The sequence below is a fragment of the Streptosporangium sp. NPDC053982 genome, assembly GCF_055585205.1.
Genome location: NZ_JBVJKQ010000021.1, coordinates 19917 through 39406, shown reverse-complemented (window position 1 = coordinate 39406; position 19490 = coordinate 19917). Strand labels below are relative to the sequence as shown.

Here is a 19490-nt window from a genome sequence, read left to right as displayed (position 1 = left end):
CCCGTGCCACATGCTGGTCAGGTCCCTCACCGAGCTGGAGCGCCGACATGACCATGATCTCTGTCGTCCCGAAATCGCCGATCCTCCACCACGGGCTCCTGAGCGTCCTCCACGAGGAGGGCATCGACATCGCCACGGTCACGCCCGTCCTGGTCCTGGTGACCCACGGGGAGCATGGCGGCCTCGCCGAAAGGGTCGCGGAGGCGATCCTCCGTCATGAGCCGGAAGACGATCCCCGGCCCGCCCTCCATCCTGACCTGTCGGCCAGGGAGAACGAGGTGCTCCAGCGGATCGCCGATGGTCTGACCCAGCAGCAGATCGCTCAGAGCATGGGCATCAGCAGGCACACCGTCGACACCTATCTACGCAGGGTGCGAGCCAAGCTGGGACTGGGCAACAAGGCCGAGCTCACCCGAACGGCCCTGCTCGGCTCTCCACTCCCGAAGGCGTCCCCGACCCTCGGGTAGGGGCTTGGGGCGATGGAACGGCCGACGGCGACCTGATCAGCCGGGAAACGGCGAGATCCCGCCCGATCGAACCGATCGGACGGGATCTCGTCAGCACTTCCGGGCCGTTTCGGGAACCGCCCTTCGGTGGAGCTATGGGGATTCGAACCCCAGACCTCCTCCATGCCATGGAGGCGCGCTACCAGCTGCGCCATAGCCCCTGGTCACCGCTCCGAGTGCTCTCGTCGCGGCGCTTGGGAAGCATATAGGGATCCGGCACGATCGCCTAATCGCCGCGGTACGGCCCGCACCCGGCGCGGCCGGGCGCGGATCCGGGCGGCGAGACGATCACGCCGATGACGGCGGGGCCGCGGGTCCGTACGGCACCGGCACCGGCCGACGCCGGCGGGGCCGCGGGTGGCCGCGGGCCCGCGCGACGTCAGGACTGCGTCGCCTCGGGACTGTCGTCGCTCTGCACCGGCTCGGGGAGGGTGCCGGCGTTGTGCTCCGTCAGGCGCCAGCCCTTGCGGCCCTCCTCCAGGACCGACCACGAACAGTTGCCCAGACCGCCCAGGGCCGGCCACAACTCCTCCGGCAGGCCCATGAGCCGGGCGATGCCCAGGCGGATCGCCGCCCCGTGGGAGGCGACCACCAGCAGCCCGTCCGGCGCCAGGCGATCCGCCCAGCGGCGGATCGCCGCCGACACCCGCTCGGCGACGTGGGTGACGGGCTCGCCGCCGGGCGCCTCCCAGTCGGCGAACTCCCGGGGCCAGCCGGCGGCGATCTCCGCGCGGGTCAGCCCCTCCCACTCGCCGCCGCCCCTCTCGCGGAGGTCCTTGTCCACCGCCACCTCGAGACGGGTGAGGCGGCCGAGCGCCGAGGCGGTGTCGTACGCCCGCCGCAGGTCGGACGAGACGATCAGGGTGGGCCTGAGGGCGGCGAGCAGTGACGCGGCGCGGGCCGCCTGCGCCAGGCCCGTCTCGTCCAGCGGGATGTCCGTGTGCCCCTGGAAGCGCTTCTCGACGTTCCAGAGGGTCTGGCCGTGCCTCAGGCAGACGACACGGCGGCTCACTCAGATACCGCCCGGCGGGCGCGCTGGGCCGCGACCTGGGCCACGCTGTCCGGCAGGGAGATGGAGGGACAGTCCTTCCACAGGCGCTCGAGCGCGTAGAAGGTGCGGTCCTCCTCGTGCTGGACGTGCACGACGATGTCGATGTAGTCGAGGAGGACCCAGCGGCCCTCACGCTCGCCCTCCCTGCGGACGGGCTTGGCGTCGGCCTGGAGCCGCAGCCTCTCCTCGATCTCGTCGACGATGGCGCGGACCTGGCGGTCGTTGGAGGCGGAGCACAGCAGGAACGCGTCGGTGATGACGAGCTGGTCGCTCACGTCGTAGGCGAGGATGTCGTCGGCCAGCTTGTCCGCGGCGGCCTCTGCGGCGATCCTGATGAGCTGGACGGATCTGTCGGTTGCGGTCACGTGTCGGTCAGTCCTCCTGTAGTCGGCACCGTCGGCTTCCAAGGGTGCCCCATCAGAGTGGTTCCCGGAAACCACCGGAGCGCGGCGCCTAACGGTGTTACCACCCCATTACAACGCCTGTCGTGTGCCACCCGATTCCACACCGTGGACTCCCGCCGCCCGCCGGGCGGGCGTCCGCGGGAGAGCCGCGGTGGGTGACCCGCGGGCCGTGGGGAGACCGTGGAACCCTCCGGCGTCGCGGGACACCCGCCGGGGGCGTGCCGGCGGGTGGCCGTACCTGCGAAAACGTCAGCCGGGGCGGGGGTGGAGGAACTCCCCGGCGATGGCCGGGAGCGCCCGCGGCTCCGCCTCGTGCAGCGCGCTCAGGGCGGCCGTCCAGGCCGGTCCGCTCAGCACGCGCGCCAGCAGCCGCCGGGCCCTGGGCGGCTCGACGGTCCTCGCCAGGGCCATCAGGATCTGCGCCCGCCGATCCTCGTCCTCGATCCTGGCGGCCAGCTCCTCGATCCTGTCCGCCAGGCCACGCGCGGCTGACGGCCCCGCGCCGTCCGTGATGGCCCGCAGCGCCTCCACGAAGGCCATGAGCTGCCGGTCCGGATGGGTGATGCGGGCGGGGAACTGGAACTCCAGCCGCCTGACGATCTCCGCGATCATCGCCCCGCCGTCCCCGCCGGCCCTGCGCTTCCCGCCGGCCCCGCGCTTCCCGCCGTCCCCGCGCTTCCCGCCGGCCCTGCGCTTGCCGCCCTCTCCGCTCTTCCCGCCGGCCCCGCCGCCCGGATCCGCCCTGATCAGGACCGTGAACGCGTGAGCCAGGTGGTCGGCCGTGGGGATCTCCTTCGCGGCGACCTCGAAGGCGGCGGCCACGTCACCGCGCTCGGAGAGCGCCCGCACCACGGCGACGTACGCGTGTGCCCTGGAGGACGGCGCCACGATCTTCCGGACCATGGACAGGGCCTTTCGCACCTCCCCCCGGGAGACGAGCGCGGCCGCCACGTCGGCCAGCGCGGCCTCCCGCTTCTCGGGAGACGGGATGGCGCGGGCCAGACGCTCGGCGTCTCCCGGCCGGCCGGCGCCGGCGAGCGCCCTCACCAGGGAGATCAGCAGCCTGGTCCTCCTGCCCTCGTCCGGGACCCGCCGGACCAGCCTCTCGACCTCCTTCAGCAGGTCGTGGCCGATGCCTCCCCCGCTCGCCGTGGCCACGGCGAGCAGCGCGTTCGCGCGGTGGTCCGCCGCTCTCAGCTCACGCGCCAGAGCCATGGCCCGGCGGAGCTCCCCGCGGGCGGCCATGGTCTGGACCAGCCCGACCCTGGCCTGGTCGCGCCGGTCGGCGTGGGAGATCCTCCGCGCCACGGCGACGGCCCGTCTCATGTCGGGGCTCTCCCTCACCACCAGCGCCAGCGCGTGTGCCCGGAGGTCCGCGCTCGACAGCGACAGCGCCAGCTCCTCGGCCCGGTCGTGCTCTCCACGGGTGGCGAGCGCCCCGGCGACCCACGCCAGCGCCCTGTCCCGGTCCTCGGCGGCGGAGACCCGCTCGCGGGCCACGGCCTCGGCCCGTGCCACGTCCCGGCCGGCGAGCAGTCTCACCAGGCCGGTCAGCACCCTCGTCCTGACGGCCGGCTCGGGGATCGCGAGGGCCAGCTCCTCGGCCCGGTCGAGGTCCCCGACGGCCGCGAACGCCTCCGCGACGGCGGCCGGCGCCTGTGCCCAGGGGGTGGACGGCGCCCGCGTACGAGCCAGTGCCTCCGCCTGCTCGGCCAGATCGCGCGCCCGGCCGGGATCCGGCGTCGCCCCGGCCGCCGCGGCGAGCGCCCTGACGCGGTGGTGGGGGCTGTCTATCGCCGAGGCCACGGTCTCGGCCCGGGGATCCGCGCAAGCGCCGAACGCCTCGGCCACGGCGACCATCGCCCGGACGCGCCGTACCGGGGAGGCGACGCCGCGGGTCAGCGCCTCGGCCTCCTCCGCCAGGTCCGCCGCCCACCGCCTGTCACCCTGCCTGGCGACCTCCTTCGCCAGGGCGCAGAGCGCGTGCACGCGCCGGGAGTCGAGGGGAATGGCCTCAACCAGCCCCTCGGCGCGTTTCGGATCACCGTCGGCGCCGACGGCGCCGGCCAGCGCGGCCAGCGCGGACGACCGCAGGTAGGGGGGCAGGCGGCCCGCCAGGGCCACGGCCCGTGCGACGTCGCCGCAGCGGGCGATGGCCGTCACCAGCGCGCCCAGGGCCCTGTCCTGGCCGTGTTCGCGCAGGATCGTCTCGGCCGCCTCCTCTGCCTCCTTCATGACGGCCGGGATACGGTCGCGGTCGCCTTCGGCGAGCGCCCTCAGGACGGCGCTCAGCGCCGGCACCCGCCGGCCCATGTTCGGGATCCGGTGGACGAGGACCTCGGCCCGCGCCACGTCGCCGCATTCGGCGGCGGCCCTCGCCAGGGTGACCACCGCCTGTGCCTGCTCGTCCGGGTCCACGACGGACGGGATCAGCCGCTCCGCCTCGTCGAGGAGTTCGGCCGACCGGCTCGCCCGCGCCACCGCGGCCAGCGCCCAGATCCGCCGGTCCGTCTCCTCGATGGACCGGGCCAGGGTCTCCGCGGCGCTCGTCTCGCCCGCGTCCGCCATCGCCTTCACGACGGCCGCCAGGGCCCATGACCGCTGTTCCACGCGGTCGATGGAGCACGCCACGGCCTTCGCGGCGCCCGGCTCACCGGCTTCGGCCATCGCCTTCACGACGGCCGCCAGGGTCTTGGCGCGCGCGTCCGCGTCCACGACGGAGCGGGCCAGCCTGACCGCCCGGCCGGACTCGCCGAGCCTGACCCATACGACGGGCAGTTCCAACGGCGGCGGCGAGGTGGCCACGCTGAGCCGGTCGCGGGCGACGGCCAGGCGCGCCAGGGTCGGCAGGTCGGGCTCGGCCTCGCCGAGAACGGCCTGCTGGGCGGCGGTGATCTCACGGACGGCGGCCGACCCGCCGCCCACGATGCCGCGCATCCGCTCGTGGCGGGCGTGGTCGAGCGCGTGGTCCACCAGGCGCGGGCCGGTCAGGAGCCGGCCGTAGGAGAGCAGGAGGTAGGCGGGCGTGTCCTCGGGCCAGCCCCGCGCGCGGTGGGAGTCGGCCCATTCATGGATCCGCTTCCGGTGCTCGCCGAGGCCGGGGGCGAGATACTCCTCGGCCATCCGGTACAGCGTCTCGTGGGCGTACAGGTAGCCGTCGTCGGTCCGGGTGAAGACCCGGTTGCCGAGCCGGCGCTCGACCTCGTAGCGCGGCAGACCCGTCAGCGCGGCGAGATCGTCCCGCGTGAGCGCGCCCTGGGCCGCGGCGACGAAACCCAGCAGCTCGCCGTTCCGCGGAACCCCGATCAACCGTTGGAGATCGTTCTTGGCCTCGATCTCCATGTGTGTGGCGTGCGCGTTCGGCGCCAGCTCCCGCACACGGCAGGTGCGGAGCGGGTGACCGGACGGCACGTCGCCGGGTACGCCGGGGTGTGGCCGGCCGGTGACGAGCACCCGGACCCCCTCGGGCGGGTGGTGGGGCAGCAGGGCGGCGATGCTGTGGTCCGGCCCCTCGTCCTCGTCCAGCCCGTCCACCAGCAGGAGCAGGCGCTCCCCGTCCTCCCGGCAGCGGCCTGCCGCCTCCTCCAGCAGATCGTCCAGCCGGGCCGTCTCGCCCGGTGTTCCCGCGACGGCCTCCAGCTGCCTGCTCACAGCCTGGAGGAAGGCGTCGGCGTCGGCGTCGGTGGGGCCGGAGACGAAGAAGGCGACGACCCGCACCTCCGGCGGAGGGGCGAGGGCGAAGGAGGCGGCCAGCGCGGACTTGCCCGACCACGGGCGTCCCCGCACCCACAGGTACGGTTCCTCGCCCCGGCAGAAGGCGGCCAGCTCCGCCAGCTCCCCGTCGCGGTCCCGGAGCCCTCCGGCGGGGACCACGTGACGCATCCGGGTCAGGTAGTCGTCGGTCCTCCGCCGGGGCGGCGGGTTGACGACGACGGCCCCGGAGCAGCCGATCTCCGCCCGCTGCTCCGGCGTCAGCGCCGACGCCCAGTCGACCCGCAGGGCGGTCAGGTGCCCGGCTCCCTCGCGGGGGTGGTGTTCGGACAGGACACCGACGAGCCTGTCTCCGACGAAGAGGGCGGCGCCCGACATGCCCTTCCAGGGGGACTCGGTCCGGTCCTCGGCCGGCGGGCGGTCGACGGCGACGCCCAGGGTGCCTCCGTACCGGTTCTCCAGCGGCAGGATGACCCCGGTCATCTGGGCGCTGTCCCGCACCCGCGCCTTCTCACGATATTTCCACAGGGGGAAGCCGACCGCCTGGCACCGCAGCTCGGTGGCGACGCCGGGGTCCACCAGCCCGTAGCGCACCGGCGGGAGAGCGCCCTCCGAGGGGACGCGCAGGGCCGCGAGGTCACCTTCCGTCCACAGTGGCGTCGCGGGCAGTTTGTGCGTCCGGTCCGCGGTGAAACGCACGTTGATGTCCAGCGCGTCCTTGATCACGTGGGCCGCGGTCAGGACCACCTCGGAGGTCACACGGTAGCCCGAGCCGTACCGTTTCTCCTTGTTCGGCAGGTCGACGATGACCTGCCCGGCGCGTTCGCCGTTCAGTCCTCGCCCTCCTGTCCGTAGCCGCCGATGTACGGTGACCCGCCCTCCGACTCGGGGGTGAGGGTGAGCTTCACCCGGTGGGTCTGCACGTCGACCGCCTTGGCGTCCGCGCCGGTCTCCACGACCCAGAACCTGACCTTGCCGTTCAGCGCGGCCTCATGGGTGACCGCCATCGTCATCTCCAGCTCGATGGGCCCCACCCCGAACCTCAGCCGCTCGCCCCCGGCCGATTCCATCGACTTCGTCAGCTCGGCACGCAGTTCCTTGATGACGGCCGACAATTCGAGCACGGACCCTCCAAGAGCAGACTAATTTCGTGTGATTATGTCAGCGAATCTACGGCGTAATCTATATAGAGGTAAGTATCGTGGCGAAGCGGAATAGCCAGATAGCCGTCGTCTGGCCGGAGCCGATGTCCCCGACGCGGACGAACACCCTCACGGTCGACCTCCCCCCCGATCCCGGCGACCACGTCGCCGCCGTCATCGAAGCGTGGACCGGCCGGGGCCTGACGATCGCCGACCGGCGCTCCAGGATGTCGTTCGTCGCCGGAGACGACCCGGATGTCATCCCCTACTACGCGGCCGTCTGCGGGCTGGTGGGCCGATGGGTCGAGGCACAGGTCAGGGGGGTTCCGCTCGACCTCGGACGGACCTACGACGAGGGCCGCGGGCTGACCGACGCGGGCCGGCCGGCGGTGATACCGACCTGGGCCCAGGTCGGCGGGGATGATCCCGGTCACCTGCCGCACGTGCCCTTCGATCCGGAAACACGACTCAGCCCGGAGGACGTGTCGCTCATCCGCCACGCGTACCGGTTGCGCATGGTCCCACCCGGCCGGGTCAAGCCCGCTCTCCTGTGTTTCGCGCTCGTGTCCGGAATCCGGCACCTCGGACGGGAACGCCTCCCCTTTCTTTCGACCGGCCGTGAACCGGAGCCACTGCGCAAGGATTCCCCCGGCCAGGGAGTCGACCTCCACCGGATCCGGAGTGGCGCCGGCACGCACCGAAGGCTCCGTCAGCGGCACGCGTACGAGGTCGTCGAGCCCGTCGCCGACCTGACGACCTACGAGAAGCTGGCGCGGGCGAACGCCACGCCGATCGAGACGGTCCTGTCCCGGCTGGGGTGCTCCGCCGCCGACGACGATCCCACCCGATGGAGCTGTCCCCGGCCCGGCAGGCACTCGTTCAAGGACGCCAGGCCGTCGTTGGAGATCCGGCGGAACCAGGCTCGATGCGGGTTCTGCGGCGACAGGGTACGGCTGACCCCGACGCAGTTGGTGGCGGACACGCTGCGGATCACCCCCGACGAGGCCGCCTCGTTCATCGTCGACCTGAAGTGCGTCACGGGCCGTCCCGCCCTCGGTTATCGCCAGCCGAACCTGGCCGCTCCACCGCGCCGCGGCACCCTCGTCACCGCGTACGTCTCCGCCAGCAAACCGGACCGGTTCGACTGCGTGTTCCACGACGCGGGGGTCGGGTACTCGCGCAAGGCGGTGATCTGGCGCCCTGACACGGCCAACCTCCCGGAGGGGGTCGTTCCGGTGCGACTGCGGCCGGGAGACGTCGTCACCGCCCTCACCGTGGAGTTCCAACCGGCCACGGCCGGTGGACCGGGCCGGTGGCTGCTCTCCATCACCGCCTCCGAGCTGGCGGAACGGGCGATGGCGTCCCAGGTACAGGAGATCATCGACGGCAGGGCCGTCGTGACGGCCGTCGAGCGGGTCATGGGAGCCCGCGCCAAGGTGGTGGTGGCCCCGACGAAGCCGCACCTGGACGCGGTGGGCGCGTGCGTGGGTGTCGAGAACACCCACATCGACGCCGCGCAACGCCTCCTGAACAGACCCGCCCGCACCGAGCGGATGGAGATCATCGCCTACTCCAGCGACCTGCGCACCTACCTCGCCAACGCCCTGCACCCCGCCGAGATCGTCGGCATGCGCGTCAATGACGACAACGCGGTCGTGGCCGTGACGCCGCAGCAGTTCCGCAACGCCGTCGGGGAGGGAGGCCTCAACGCGCAGCTGGCCGGATGGCTGACCAACAGGTACGTCGAGGTCGTCGTGGCGGGCACCGACCTGGACGCCGCCCTCGCCGCCCTGGAGGAACGCAGGAGGCCGAAGGATCTCCCGGAGACGTGAGCGGCCCCTCTCAGTCGTCCTCCGGCCGGTACAGGCCGCGCTTGTTGATGTACTGCACGATGCCGTCGGGCACGAGATACCAGATGGGCTCGCCCGCGGCCACCCGGTCGCGGCACTCCGACGACGAGATGGCCAGCGCCGGGATCTCCACCAGGCTGACCCGGCCCTCGGGGAGCCCGGGGTCGTGCAGCACGTGGCCGGGCCGGGTGGCGCCCACGAAATGGGCGATGGTGAACAGCTCGTCGATGTCACGCCAGCTCAGGATCTGCGCCAGCGCGTCGGCCCCGGTGATGAAGAACAGCTCGGTGTCCGGGCCGCGCTCGGCGGAGATCTCCCGCAGCGTGTCGATGGTGAAGGTCGGCCCCGGCCGGTCGATGTCCACCCGGCTCACCGAGAAACGCGGGTTGGAGGCCGTCGCGATGACCGTCATCAGGTAGCGGTCCTCCGGCGCGGAGACCGTCTTGTCGGCCTTCTGCCAGGGACGCCCGGTGGGGACGAAGACCACCTCGTCGAGGTCGAAGTGGTGGGCGACCTCACTGGCGGCCACCAGGTGGCCGTGGTGGATGGGATCGAAGGTGCCGCCCATGACGCCCAGGCGCCGCTTCCCCCCGCGACCGGATGCGTTCCTCATGGCAAGGACCCTAGCGCGCGGCCTGTGACCGGCTTTCCCCGGTCCCGCGCACACCAGGCGGGTCCGACGTAGCATGCCGGGCATGACCACCACCCCGGATCGCAACCGCGTGCAGCTGCCAGGCATAAGCTCCCGCGCCTACGAACATCCCGCTGATCGGTCCGCGCTGGTCGCCCTGCGCTCGCTCAGCGGCTTCGACACGGTGCTCAAGCAGATGTCCGGCCTGGTCAGCGAGCGCCGTCTGCGCCTGATCCATCTCGCCTCGGCCGTGCGCACCGGCGACACGCAGTTCCGCGCCCTGCACGACATGGGCCGCGACGCGGCCTACGTCCTCGACCTCCACCGCATCCCGGAGATCTACGTCCAGCAGAGCCCGGCGGTGCAGGCCAAGGCGATCGGCTTCGACGACCCGTTCATCGTCGTCACCACCGGTCTGCTCGACCTGATGGACGCCGAGGAGCTGCGCTTCGTCATCGGCCACGAGACCGCGCACATCCTGTCGGGTCACGCCGTCTACCGCACCATGCTCGACATCCTGACCCGCCTGGCCAGCCGTGTGGCGTGGATCCCGCTGGGTTACATCGGCCTGCGCGCCATCGTCGCGGGGCTGGAGGAGTGGCACCGCAAGTCGGAGCTGTCGGCCGACCGCGGCGGTCTGCTCTGCGGTCAGGACCCGGAGGCCGCGCTGCGCGCGCTGATGAAGCTGGCCGGCGGCTCGCGCCTGCACGAGATGAACATCGAGGCGTTCCTCGACCAGGCCCGCGAGTACGACACGGCCGGCGACGTCCGCGACGGCCTGCTGAAGGTCCTCAACCTGCTGGGCACCACCCACCCGTTCGCGGTCTCGCGGGTCGCCGAGCTCGACAGGTGGCGCCGCAGCGGCGACTACGAGCGCATGATCGGCGGTGACTACCCCCGCCGGGCCGACGACGCCGACGCGAAGATCACCGAGGAGATCAAGGCCGCCGCCCGCTCCTATCGTGAGTCCTGGTCGCAGTCGCAGGACCCCTTCATCGGCGTGCTGCGCGACGTGGCCGAGGGCGCGGTCAACGCCGGGGAGCGCATCTTCAACCGCTTCGCCCGCCGCGACGGCAACTGATGCGGCCCGGAGGCCCGGGAGAGACGTTCCCGGGCCTTTCAGGGGCGTCATCGTGAACACCGCGGAGACGGGCCGCCGTACCGGCCGTGACCCCGGGTCCCGCGGGCGGCGTCCGTCCCGTCCGTGAGAGACGGCCGTCGGTTACGGCGAGCCGTGACCGCCGTCACGCCTGCCACGACCCGTCAGGGTTCGAGGTCGGTCACCCCTCTGCCGCTCGCCGTGTCGAACGGCACGGAGACCTGGTCGTGGGCGATCAGCCAGCGGCCGTCGACCTTCCGGAAGCAGAAGGTGGCCCGGACCCACATGCCGTTCGTCGCCGTCCCGTCCTTCAGCGTGCCGCTGAGCCGGCCGAAGCCGTGCCCGAACGCCACGTCGTCGCCCATGGTGAACGTCAGGTCGCGGACCTCGTAATCCACATCCTGGAAGAACGCGAACACCTTCGCCCAGTTCTTCAGTTTCGCGTCCACCCCGACGTGCTGCAGCGGCGGCTCGACGTCGAAGGACACGACGTCCGTCGTGTAAAGCCGCCGCAGGGCTTCCAGATCCTTGGCCCGCAACCCCTCGATGATCTCGTCGATCCGCCGCCTGATCCCGGCTTCGTCCGCCTCGCGTAGCGTGGTCATCGCTGTCCGTACCTTCCCTTCGGTCTGGCGCTCCGGTCTCTCACCGGTACGACGACACGGCGCCCCGGAATGTCAGGGGCGCCGCGACCCGCACCGCACGCCGTGACGGCCGGCGTCCGGAACCGCGAGCCGCCCCGTGAGCCCGTCATCCGTGTTCGTCCCGCGATCGGCCGGCGGTCCAGTCCCAGCCGGTGATCGTGGCGCGCATCAGGCGGGCGGCGGTGGACAGGTGGCTGCCTGCGCCCCAGTGCAGGGTGACCGTGCGGCGGCAGTCGGGACTGTCGACGGCGATCCAGACGCCGGGGACACGCGCGGCGTTGCGGCGGGCGAAGGCGGGGACGAGACCGATGCCGAGTCCCGCGCCGATCAGCTCCGCGATGGCGCCGAGCTCGTCGACCTCACAGACGATCTTCGGCGTGCGGTCCAGCGCGGCGAAGATCCGGTCGAGCAGCCGCCGCTGCCAGTGCCCCTCGCGGGCGGCGACGAAGTGCTGGCCGACGAGTTCGTCGACGCGCACGGACGTACGGCCCGCCAGCGGGTGATCGAGCGGCACGCCCACCCCCACCGCCTCGTCGAACAGCCGCACCGACTCCAGCCCTTCGGCGTGGATCGACTGTGAGGCGACGCACAGGTCGACGTCCTGGGCCCGCAGGCGGCGGGCCATGTCCTCGGCCGGTGACCAGTGGAGCTCGACCTCGACGGAGGGGTGGGCCCGCCTGTAGGCCGCCAGCGGGCCGGTGAGGGTGAGGAAGGTCTCCGACGCCAGCCGTACGGTGCCGCGTCCCCCGCCGGCGGCCTCGGCGACGGCTCGCCGTCCCGCGTCGAGCTCGCCCAGGGAACGTTCGACATGGTCGCGGAAGAGCCTGCCCGCGTCGTTCAGCCGGAGGCGGCCGCTCCGGTCGAACAGCGGGGTGCCGAGCTCACTCTCCAGCCGGGCGATGGTCCGGCTCAGCGACGGCTGGGCGATGCGCAGTTCCTCGGCCGCCCGGCTGAGGTGTTCCAGCCGCGCCACCACCAGGAACTGCCTGAGCGGGCCCAGCTCCATCATGCCTCCCAGAACATAACATCATAGCAATATTGATCTTAGACGAAATAACCAACAGGACATAATGTCGGGTCGTTCCCCAACCAAGGTCAGAACGAGGAGAAATGCGACATGCTCCCCGGGGCCGCGCATCGGCCGAAACCCGCAGAGTGGACGTTGCGAGCCGTCGTCAGCGCGCACATGGTGGCGATCGCCGGCCAGCCGGTGTTCGCCGGGGCGTATCTGACCGGTGACTTCGACGGCCTGCACCGGCACGCGATCGGCGCCGACGTGGTCACCTCCATCGGGTACCTGCAGGTGATCGTGACGATCGTGGTGTGGGTACGGCTGCGCCAGGCATGGCCGTTCCTGTCCACGGCGGCGGTGGTGACGGCCGAGACGGTGCAGTACTTCGCCGGCGTGAACGGTGCCCTCTGGCTGCACGTCCCGCTGGGCGTGATGACCATCGCCGCGCTCACCGTGCAGTTCATCGCTGTCTGGCGCCGGCCCTTCCCACGGCGGGAGGCCCGTGATGCGTGAGGACCACGACGAGAGCCGCGGTCTGACCAGGCGGCGGATGCTGGGCATCGGCGGGGCGCTCGGGCTGACGGCGGCCGCCGGGCTGACGGCCGCGGCCGCACTGGCCCGCCGGCCGTCGGTCACCGGCGCCGAGCTGCGCAGCGCCGTACCGTTGCCGCCGCCGTTCCGGGTGCCGCTGCCGATCCCACCCGTGCTGAAGCCGGTCGGCGCCGGCCGTTACGAGATCACCCAGCGCGAGGCGAGCGCGGAGATCCTGCCCGGGATCAGGACACCGCTGTGGACGTACGAGGGCACCTTCCCCGGACCGACGATCGAGTCGCGCCGCGGCCGGCCGGTCACCGTGACGCACCGCAACGAACTGCCCGTGCCGACCGTCGTGCACCTGCACGGCGGACGGACCCCGGCGGCCTCCGACGGGTACCCGACCGACCTCGTCCTGCCCCGAGTCCGGCAGGAGCGCTCCACACACACGGGGCACGGCTCCGGGCACGGCACACGGGACATGCACGATCCGCGGGCCGTGGTGACCGAGCTGACGCGGGACTACACCTTCCCGCTGGACCAGCGGGCGGCATTGCTGTGGTACCACGACCACCGGATGGACTTCACCGCCCCCGCGATCTGGCGCGGCCTGGCCGGGCTGCACATCGTCCGCGACGACGTCGAAGACGCCCTCGGCCTGCCCGCGGGGCCGCGCGAACTGCCCCTCGTGATCACCGACCGCGCGTTCGCCGCCGACGGCACCCTCGCCTATCCCGCCCTCGACCCCGCCCTGCGGGAACGGCCGGGCGTACGCGAGCCCTATCTCGCCGGCGTCCTCGGTGACGTGATCCTGGTCAACGGCGTCCCCTGGCCCGTGCACGAAGTCGACGCGGCCCGCCACCGGCTGCGTGTCCTGAACGCCTCCAACGCCCGGCACTACGAGCTCGAAGCGGTCACCGATGACGGACGCCGCCTCGACCTCGTCCAGATCGGCGCCGACCAGGGGCTGCTCGCCGCACCGGTCACCCACCGGCTCCTGCCCATCGCGCCGGCCGAACGCCACGACCTGGTCATCGACTTCTCCGGCGTCCCGATCGGCGGCCGCGTCAGGCTCCTCAACCGGCTCGGTTCGGGCCGTACCCGTGACGTGATGGCCTTCCGCGTCGCGCGCCGCGCCGCCGACGACAGCCGCGTCCCCCGCACCCTCTCCACCGACCTGCCGGCCTGGCGCCGGTCGGACGCCGTCAGGGTGCGCGACCTCTCCTTCCGCGCCGGCCGTATGGACGGCGGCCACGGTTGGCTGATCGGCGGGCTGCCGTTCGACCCCGCCCGCTCCGACGTCGTCACCCGTCTCGGCGATGTCGAGGTGTGGCGGCTGGTCGCCGACGTCCACCACCCCGTCCACCTGCACCTGGCCGGTTTCCGGGTGCTCTCGCGCGGCGGCCGTCCGCCGCTGCCGCACGACGCGGGCCTCAAGGACACGGTCTCCCTGCGGCCGGGTGAGTCAGCCGAGATCATCACCCGTTTCGACGGCTATCGCGGCCGCTACCTCTTCCACTGCCACAACGCCGAACACGAGGACATGGGCATGATGGCCAACCTTGAGATCGTCTAGGAGCACGCGCCGTGCCCGCCGGCCGCCGGTCAGAGGCCGAACGCGAGGGCGACAGCCCGCACGGCCGTCGCGCAGAGCGCGACGAACCCGCCCAGCACGGTCAGCGCGCGCAGCCCCTGCCTGCGCAGGTCACGAAGCTCGGGGATCCGCGAGCTGACCCTCTCGATCTCACGACCGGCGCCCCAGCCGCAGACGACGCCGAACACGACGCCGGCGACGGCGACGGGCCCGGGCCGCAGCCACCATTCGGGCGGCAGCTCCCCGCCCAGGATCGCCCACAGCGTGAACCCGGCGAGCCCCGCGGCCGGCAACCCGGGCCAGGCCAGCACGGTCACCAGCGACACCGCGAAGGTCGGCGGAAAGGTCACCGCGCGCAGCACGCCGCGCGTCCCGGCCGAGCCGCACCGCCGTACCAGCCAGTGCCCCATCCAGATCGCGCGGGCCAGCCCGGCGAAGACCGCGGTGACGGCGAAGGTCGCCAGCGGCCAGATCACCGTGGCCACCACGCACGGTACGGCCAGCACGGCCAGCAGGAGCAGCGCCGCGCTCCCCGCGGGCAGCGGGCCCGTCCTGACCGGGGCGCCCTCCGCGGCAGGGGCGGTCCGTCTCCTCACCGCCCGGCGGGCGGGCACGGACCCGTCCGCCACGGCGGGGTGCCCGCCCCGCGGCGGCTGCGGCTCACCGGGGACCGGGGTCCGCTCGTCGTCTCCGGGGCGGCTCCCCCGGACCGTCCGGTCCGGCGCGGGACCCGGCCGGGGCCCGCGGGCCGCCTCCGCCGTCTTCGCCGCCGCCCTGGCGGTCTTCGGGGGATCCACCGTCTTCGCCGCCGCCCTCGCGGCCTTCGGGGGCTCCTCCGCGGTGGCGGTGGCGGCCCGGGCCTCCGGTTTCCCTGACACGACGCGCTCCCCGGCGCGCGCGCTCCGCTCCCCCTCACGCCCCGCGCTCTTCGCGGGCGCGGCCCCGGCCGAGGCGATGGCGGTGGCGCGGGCCAGGCGGCCGAGGCGGGTGGCGAGGACGGCCGCGGTGGGGCGTTTGCCGGCCTCGCGGTGCAGGGCCGCCCGGACCAGGGGCAGCAGCGCGGCGGGCACCCCCGCGAGGTCCGCCTGGCCGTTCAGGATCGCGTACATCTGCGCCTCGACCGTGCCGCGGCCGAAGGTGGGGCGCCCGGTGGCGGCGAACGCGACCGTGGCGGCCCAGGCGTGCACGTCGACGGGTTCCCGCACCGGCTCGTCGGCGAACAGCTCCGGAGCGGCGTAGCCGGGGGTGCCCAGGAAGGTGCCGGTGAGGGTGAGCCGGGTGGCGTCGAGGACCTGGGCGATGCCGAAGTCGATCAGGACGGGCTCGCCGCCGGGACCGAGCAGCACGTTCGAGGGCTTGAGGTCACGGTGCACGACCCCGGCCGCGTGGATGGCCGACAGCGCGGTCGCCAGCCCCTGCGCCAGGGTGACGAGCCCGGCTCCCCGGAGCGGACCGTCACGCCGCACCCGCTCCAGGAGGGTGTCGCCCTCGATGTACTGCATGACCAGGTAGGGCCGCTCGCAGGCGAGGTCGGCGTCGAGGACCCGGGCGACGTAGGGGCTTTCGATCCGGCGCAGGGCGCGGACCTCGCGTTCGAGCCGCGCGCGGGCCTCGGAGTCGGCGTCGACGACGTCATGGAGCATCTTGAGCGCCACGATCTCGCCGCGGCGGTTGGCGGCGAGGTAGACCTCGCCCATTCCACCCCGGCCGAGGCGCTCCATCAACGTGTAGGGGCCGATCCGCCCGAGTCGCCCCACGTGCCCTCCCGTGTCGGCCACATGGGTCCGAGACCGCCTGTGCCTGTCGGGTCGCTCGCTCGCGCTCGCTTCCCTGCCTCCAGCCCAAAGGAGACAACACCATAGCGGGCGGGGACGACGAATTTACGGCGGCGCGCCGTACTTGGGGGAAACATCAGTGGCCCGTGGCGTCTCCCCGAGGAGGGCCGGACCCGCCCGCCGACGTGGGCGGCTGCCCCGGCGACGACTCCGGCCGGGCAGGAGACCCCTCCGGCGAGCGATCCGCCGGGACGGACGGCTGCTCCCCCGGCCGGCCCGCCGGGGCGGCCGGCTGATCCGGCGACCGGTCCGCCGGAGCGGTCTGCCGGGGCCCGGCCGTGAGCGGCGGAACGTACGGCAGGCCCGCCTCGTCCCGCCGCCGCCGCTCCCTCCGGCGGCCGAAGAACAGGTGATCCAGGCTGATCCGGCCCGCGCCACCGGCGGCCAGCAGCAGCGCGGCCGAGCCGAGTGCCCCGGCCAGCTCGAAACCGCCCTCGCCGACGAACAGAGCGCGCCGGTGCACGAACAGGACGGCGCCGAGCATGTCGATCGCGAGCAGGAGCCCGGCGAGCGGGGTCAGCAGGCCCAGGATGAGCAGGATCCCGCCGATCAGCTCGACGACGATGGCGTACCACGCCGACGCCTCCGGCAGGGGCACGCCCATCCCGGCGAACTGCGCCGCGGTAGCGCCGGCCCCGCCGCCCGTGAGCTTCTGCCATCCGTGCGCGACGAAGACCACGCCCACCACGATCCGGGCGATCAGCGCCGCCACGTCGTAGAGGGAGCGCCTCATGGCCGGACCCGCCCGCCGCGCGGGCCACCGGACGGCCTTCCCGGAGCCGCGGCTTCCCACGGAGGACGGCCGGCGGCCGGAATCGTGATCACTGCGTCCATGTGACCAAGTCAAACGGCACCCGGCCGCGATCACACGGAGCGACACGCCATCACGGAAGGCAACGAAGGGTCACGGACACCGGAGGTGTGCGGGACCGCCCGGCCGCCCGGCTGTCCTGTCGCCCGGCCGCCCGGCTGTCCTGTCGCCCGGCCGCCCGGCTATCCGGCGCGGGACTCCGGCCGGGCGAGGACCGTGCCGGTCGCGGTGCGCAGGTGGCCCTCCCCGGTGTAGATCCACTTGGTGGAGGTCAGCTCGGGCAGGCCCATCGGGCCGCGCGCGTGCAGCTTCTGGGTGGAGATGCCGATCTCCGCGCCGAACCCGAACTCGCCGCCGTCGGTGAACCGGGTGGAGGCGTTGACCGCCACCGCCGCGGAGTCGACCGTCGCGACGAACCTGCGCGAGGCGGTGACCGAGCGGGTCACGATCGCGTCGGTGTGGCCCGAGCCGTACTCCCTGATGTGCGCGACCGCGTCCTCCAGCGAGTCGACCACGGCCGCGGCGATGTCGAGGGAGAGGTACTCCTCGCGGAAGTCGGCCTCACCGGCCGGGACCACGTCGCCGTAGGCGGCGATCCGCTCGTCACCGTGCACCGTCACCCCCTCGGCGGCCAGCGCGGCCAGCGCGCGCGGCACGAACGCGTCGGCGACGGCCGCGTGCACCAGGAGCGTCTCGGCGGCGTTGCACACCGAGGGCCGCTGGACCTTGGCGTTGAGGAGGATCTCGACGGCGAGGTCGAGGTCGGCGTCGGCGTCGACGTAGACGTGGCAGTTGCCGACACCGGTCTCGATCACCGGGACCGTCGACTCCTCGACCACCGAGTTGATCAGCGAGGCCCCGCCGCGCGGGATCAGCACGTCGACCAGGCCCCGGGCCCGCATGAGCTCCTTGACCGAGTCGCGGGTCTGACCGGGCACCAACTGCACCGCCCCGGCCGGCACCTCGGTGCCGGCCAGCGCCTCCTGCATGACCTTCACCAGCGCGGTGTTGGAGGAGTACGCGCTGGACGACCCGCGCAGCAGTACGGCGTTGCCGCTCTTCAGGCAGAGCGCCGCGGCGTCCACCGTCACGTTGGGGCGGCCCTCGTAGATGATGCCGACCACCCCGAGGGGCACCCGGACCTGGCGCAGCTCCAGCCCGTTGGGCAGCGTGCTCCCCCGGATCACCTCGCCCACCGGGTCGGGCAGGTCGGCGACCTGGCGGACCGCCTCGGCGACGGCCCGGACACGGGCCTCGTCGAGCCGGAGCCGGTCGATCATGTACTCGGAGGTGCCGCCCTCCCGCGCCCGCTCCACGTCGAGCGCGTTGGCCTCGACGATCTCGGCGGCCCTGGCCACCAGGGCGTCGGCCACCGCCCGGAGCGCGGCGTCCTTGGGCGACCGCGGCAGCGGGGCCAGCTCGGCGGCGGCCTCTTTGGCCGCCCGGGCCACCTTCAGGAATTCCTCGGACATCTCGCGCTCCATGCGAACCGGAAACTAGTGCTGGGTCTCCAGTATGACGATGTCGTCGCGATGAATCAGCTCACGCTCATATTCCGGACCGAGGTCGGCGCCCAGCTCCCTGGTGGAGCGGCCCAGCAGGCCGGGGATCTCCCCGGCGTCGAAGTTCACCAGACCGCGGGCGACGACCCGGCCGCGCGGCCCGCACAGGTCCACCGGGTCGCCCGCGGCGAACTCGCCCTCGACGGCGGTGACCCCGGCGGGCAGCAGCGACTTTCGGCGGCCCACCACCGCCTCGACCGCGCCGGAGTCCAGGTGGAGGCGGCCTCTGCCGGTGGTGGCGTGCGCCAGCCACAGCAGGCGGGTACCGGGGTGGCGGCCCTCGGGGTGGAAGTAGGTGCCGATGTCGGCGCCGGCCAGGGCCTGCGCGGCGTGCGCGGCGGCGGTCAGCACGACGGGCACGCCCGCGCCGGTGGCGATCCGGGCCGCCTGCACCTTGGTGACCATGCCGCCGGTGCCGACCGCGCCGCCCCTGCCCAGCTCGACGCCCACGAGATCGGCGGGCCCGCGCACCTCGGTGAGCCTGCGGGCGCCCGGACGGCGCGGGTCGCCGTCGTAGAGGGCGTCCACGTCCGACAGCAGCACCAGCGCGTCGGCGCGGGTCAGGTGGGCGACCAGCGCGGCGAGCCGGTCGTTGTCGCCGAAACGGATCTCGTCGGTGGCCACGGTGTCGTTCTCGTTGACCACCGGGACGATGCCCAGCTCCAGCAGGCGGCCCAGCGTGCGCTGGGCGTTGGCGTGGTGGGAGCGGCGCATCATGTCGTCGGCGGTCAGCAGCACCTGGCCGACGCGCAGGCCGTAGCGGGCGAAGGAGGAGGTGTAGCGGGCGACCAGCACCCCCTGCCCGACGGAGGCCGCCGCCTGCTGGGTGGCGAGGTCGCGCGGCCGCGCGGGCAGGCCCAGCGGCCCCAGACCCGCCGCGATCGCCCCGGAGGACACCAGCACGAGCTGGGTGCCGGCCGCGCGGCGGGCGGCGAGCACGTCGACCAGGGCGTCCACCCGGTCGACGTCGATCGTCCCCTGCGGGGTGGTGAGCGAGGACGAGCCCACTTTCACGACCAGGCGTGCGGCCGTACGGATCCGATCGCGCCCATCGTCCACGACACGTACCTTCCTCGAAAAAGGGGTCCCCGCGGCCCGTCACGA

16 protein-coding genes and 1 tRNA gene are annotated in these 19490 nt (G+C 73.2%); 5 read left to right on the top strand and 12 right to left on the bottom strand.

What is annotated here, in order from left to right; all coding sequences use genetic code 11:
* Positions 1-47 precede the first annotated feature (47 nt).
* Positions 48-467, top strand: coding sequence for a response regulator transcription factor (locus ACZ6W9_RS32675; protein ID WP_389968966.1), 420 nt, complete (start codon positions 48-50; stop codon positions 465-467).
* Between the two features lie 127 nt (positions 468-594).
* Here the strand turns inward: ACZ6W9_RS32675 and ACZ6W9_RS32670 are convergent.
* From ACZ6W9_RS32670 to ACZ6W9_RS32650, 5 genes are all read right to left on the bottom strand, one after another.
* Positions 595-667, bottom strand: a tRNA-Ala gene (locus ACZ6W9_RS32670).
* A 218-nt stretch (positions 668-885) separates the two neighbouring features.
* Positions 886-1518 (bottom strand): histidine phosphatase family protein, encoded by a 633-nt coding sequence (locus ACZ6W9_RS32665; protein WP_389968964.1) that lies wholly within the window; start codon positions 1516-1518, stop codon positions 886-888.
* A complete protein-coding gene (gene rsfS, locus ACZ6W9_RS32660) occupies positions 1515-1922 on the bottom strand; it encodes a ribosome silencing factor (protein WP_362937521.1) in 408 nt (135 codons plus the stop codon). Before rsfS ends, ACZ6W9_RS32665 begins: the two co-directional genes overlap by 4 nt.
* Before the next feature lie 288 nt (positions 1923-2210).
* Positions 2211-6470 carry a trypsin-like peptidase domain-containing protein gene (locus ACZ6W9_RS32655; protein WP_470121281.1) on the bottom strand — a complete coding sequence of 1420 codons (4260 nt, stop codon included), beginning with the start codon at positions 6468-6470 and terminating at the stop codon, positions 2211-2213.
* Between the two features lie 32 nt (positions 6471-6502).
* The gene (locus tag ACZ6W9_RS32650; protein WP_362937518.1) at positions 6503-6796 is read right to left on the bottom strand and encodes a trypco2 family protein; all 294 of its coding nucleotides are present in this window, start codon (positions 6794-6796) and stop codon (positions 6503-6505) included.
* A gap of 77 nt (positions 6797-6873) precedes the next feature.
* Between ACZ6W9_RS32650 and ACZ6W9_RS32645 the strand changes: the two genes are divergently transcribed.
* Complete coding sequence (locus tag ACZ6W9_RS32645; protein WP_470121217.1) at positions 6874-8646, top strand: hypothetical protein; 1773 nt, start codon at positions 6874-6876, stop codon at positions 8644-8646.
* 10 nt (positions 8647-8656) lie between these two features.
* Here the strand turns inward: ACZ6W9_RS32645 and nadD are convergent, their stop codons facing one another.
* Complete coding sequence (gene nadD / locus ACZ6W9_RS32640; RefSeq protein ID WP_362937512.1) at positions 8657-9277, bottom strand: nicotinate-nucleotide adenylyltransferase; 621 nt, start codon at positions 9275-9277, stop codon at positions 8657-8659.
* Between the two features lie 73 nt (positions 9278-9350).
* On the opposite strand from nadD, the gene ACZ6W9_RS32635 reads away from it, so the two are divergent.
* Positions 9351-10376 (top strand): M48 family metallopeptidase, encoded by a 1026-nt coding sequence (locus tag ACZ6W9_RS32635; RefSeq protein WP_389968960.1) that lies wholly within the window; start codon positions 9351-9353, stop codon positions 10374-10376.
* Positions 10377-10558: 182 nt separating this feature from the next.
* On the opposite strand, the gene ACZ6W9_RS32630 is transcribed toward ACZ6W9_RS32635, so the two are convergent.
* Together ACZ6W9_RS32630 and ACZ6W9_RS32625 are read right to left on the bottom strand one after the other, a co-directional pair.
* Positions 10559-10999, bottom strand: coding sequence for a YybH family protein (locus tag ACZ6W9_RS32630; RefSeq protein ID WP_389968958.1), 441 nt, complete (start codon positions 10997-10999; stop codon positions 10559-10561).
* 145 nt (positions 11000-11144) lie between these two features.
* Positions 11145-12047 (bottom strand): LysR family transcriptional regulator, encoded by a 903-nt coding sequence (locus ACZ6W9_RS32625; protein WP_389968956.1) that lies wholly within the window; start codon positions 12045-12047, stop codon positions 11145-11147.
* A 108-nt stretch (positions 12048-12155) separates the two neighbouring features.
* Here ACZ6W9_RS32625 and ACZ6W9_RS32620 point away from each other — a divergent pair, with 108 nt between their 5' ends.
* Together ACZ6W9_RS32620 and ACZ6W9_RS32615 are read left to right on the top strand one after the other, a co-directional pair.
* Positions 12156-12563, top strand: coding sequence for a hypothetical protein (locus ACZ6W9_RS32620; RefSeq protein ID WP_470121214.1), 408 nt, complete (start codon positions 12156-12158; stop codon positions 12561-12563).
* Positions 12556-14160, top strand: a complete 1605-nt coding sequence (locus ACZ6W9_RS32615) for a multicopper oxidase family protein (protein ID WP_389968952.1) — start codon at positions 12556-12558, stop codon at positions 14158-14160. The genes ACZ6W9_RS32620 and ACZ6W9_RS32615 overlap by 8 nt, the downstream gene beginning before the upstream one ends.
* A 29-nt stretch (positions 14161-14189) precedes the next feature.
* Here the strand turns inward: ACZ6W9_RS32615 and ACZ6W9_RS32610 are convergent, their stop codons facing one another.
* The 4 genes from ACZ6W9_RS32610 to proB all read right to left on the bottom strand — a co-directional run bounded on the left by ACZ6W9_RS32610 (position 14190) and on the right by proB (position 19445).
* Positions 14190-15935 carry a serine/threonine-protein kinase gene (locus tag ACZ6W9_RS32610; RefSeq protein WP_389968950.1) on the bottom strand — a complete coding sequence of 582 codons (1746 nt, stop codon included), beginning with the start codon at positions 15933-15935 and terminating at the stop codon, positions 14190-14192.
* Between the two features lie 154 nt (positions 15936-16089).
* Positions 16090-16746 carry a DoxX family protein gene (locus ACZ6W9_RS32605; protein WP_389968949.1) on the bottom strand — a complete coding sequence of 219 codons (657 nt, stop codon included), beginning with the start codon at positions 16744-16746 and terminating at the stop codon, positions 16090-16092.
* 260 nt (positions 16747-17006) lie between these two features.
* Positions 17007-18296 (bottom strand): glutamate-5-semialdehyde dehydrogenase, encoded by a 1290-nt coding sequence (locus tag ACZ6W9_RS32600; protein ID WP_389968947.1) that lies wholly within the window; start codon positions 18294-18296, stop codon positions 17007-17009.
* 24 nt (positions 18297-18320) lie between these two features.
* The gene (gene proB, locus ACZ6W9_RS32595; RefSeq protein ID WP_362937485.1) at positions 18321-19445 is read right to left on the bottom strand and encodes a glutamate 5-kinase; all 1125 of its coding nucleotides are present in this window, start codon (positions 19443-19445) and stop codon (positions 18321-18323) included.
* Positions 19446-19490 lie beyond the last annotated feature (45 nt).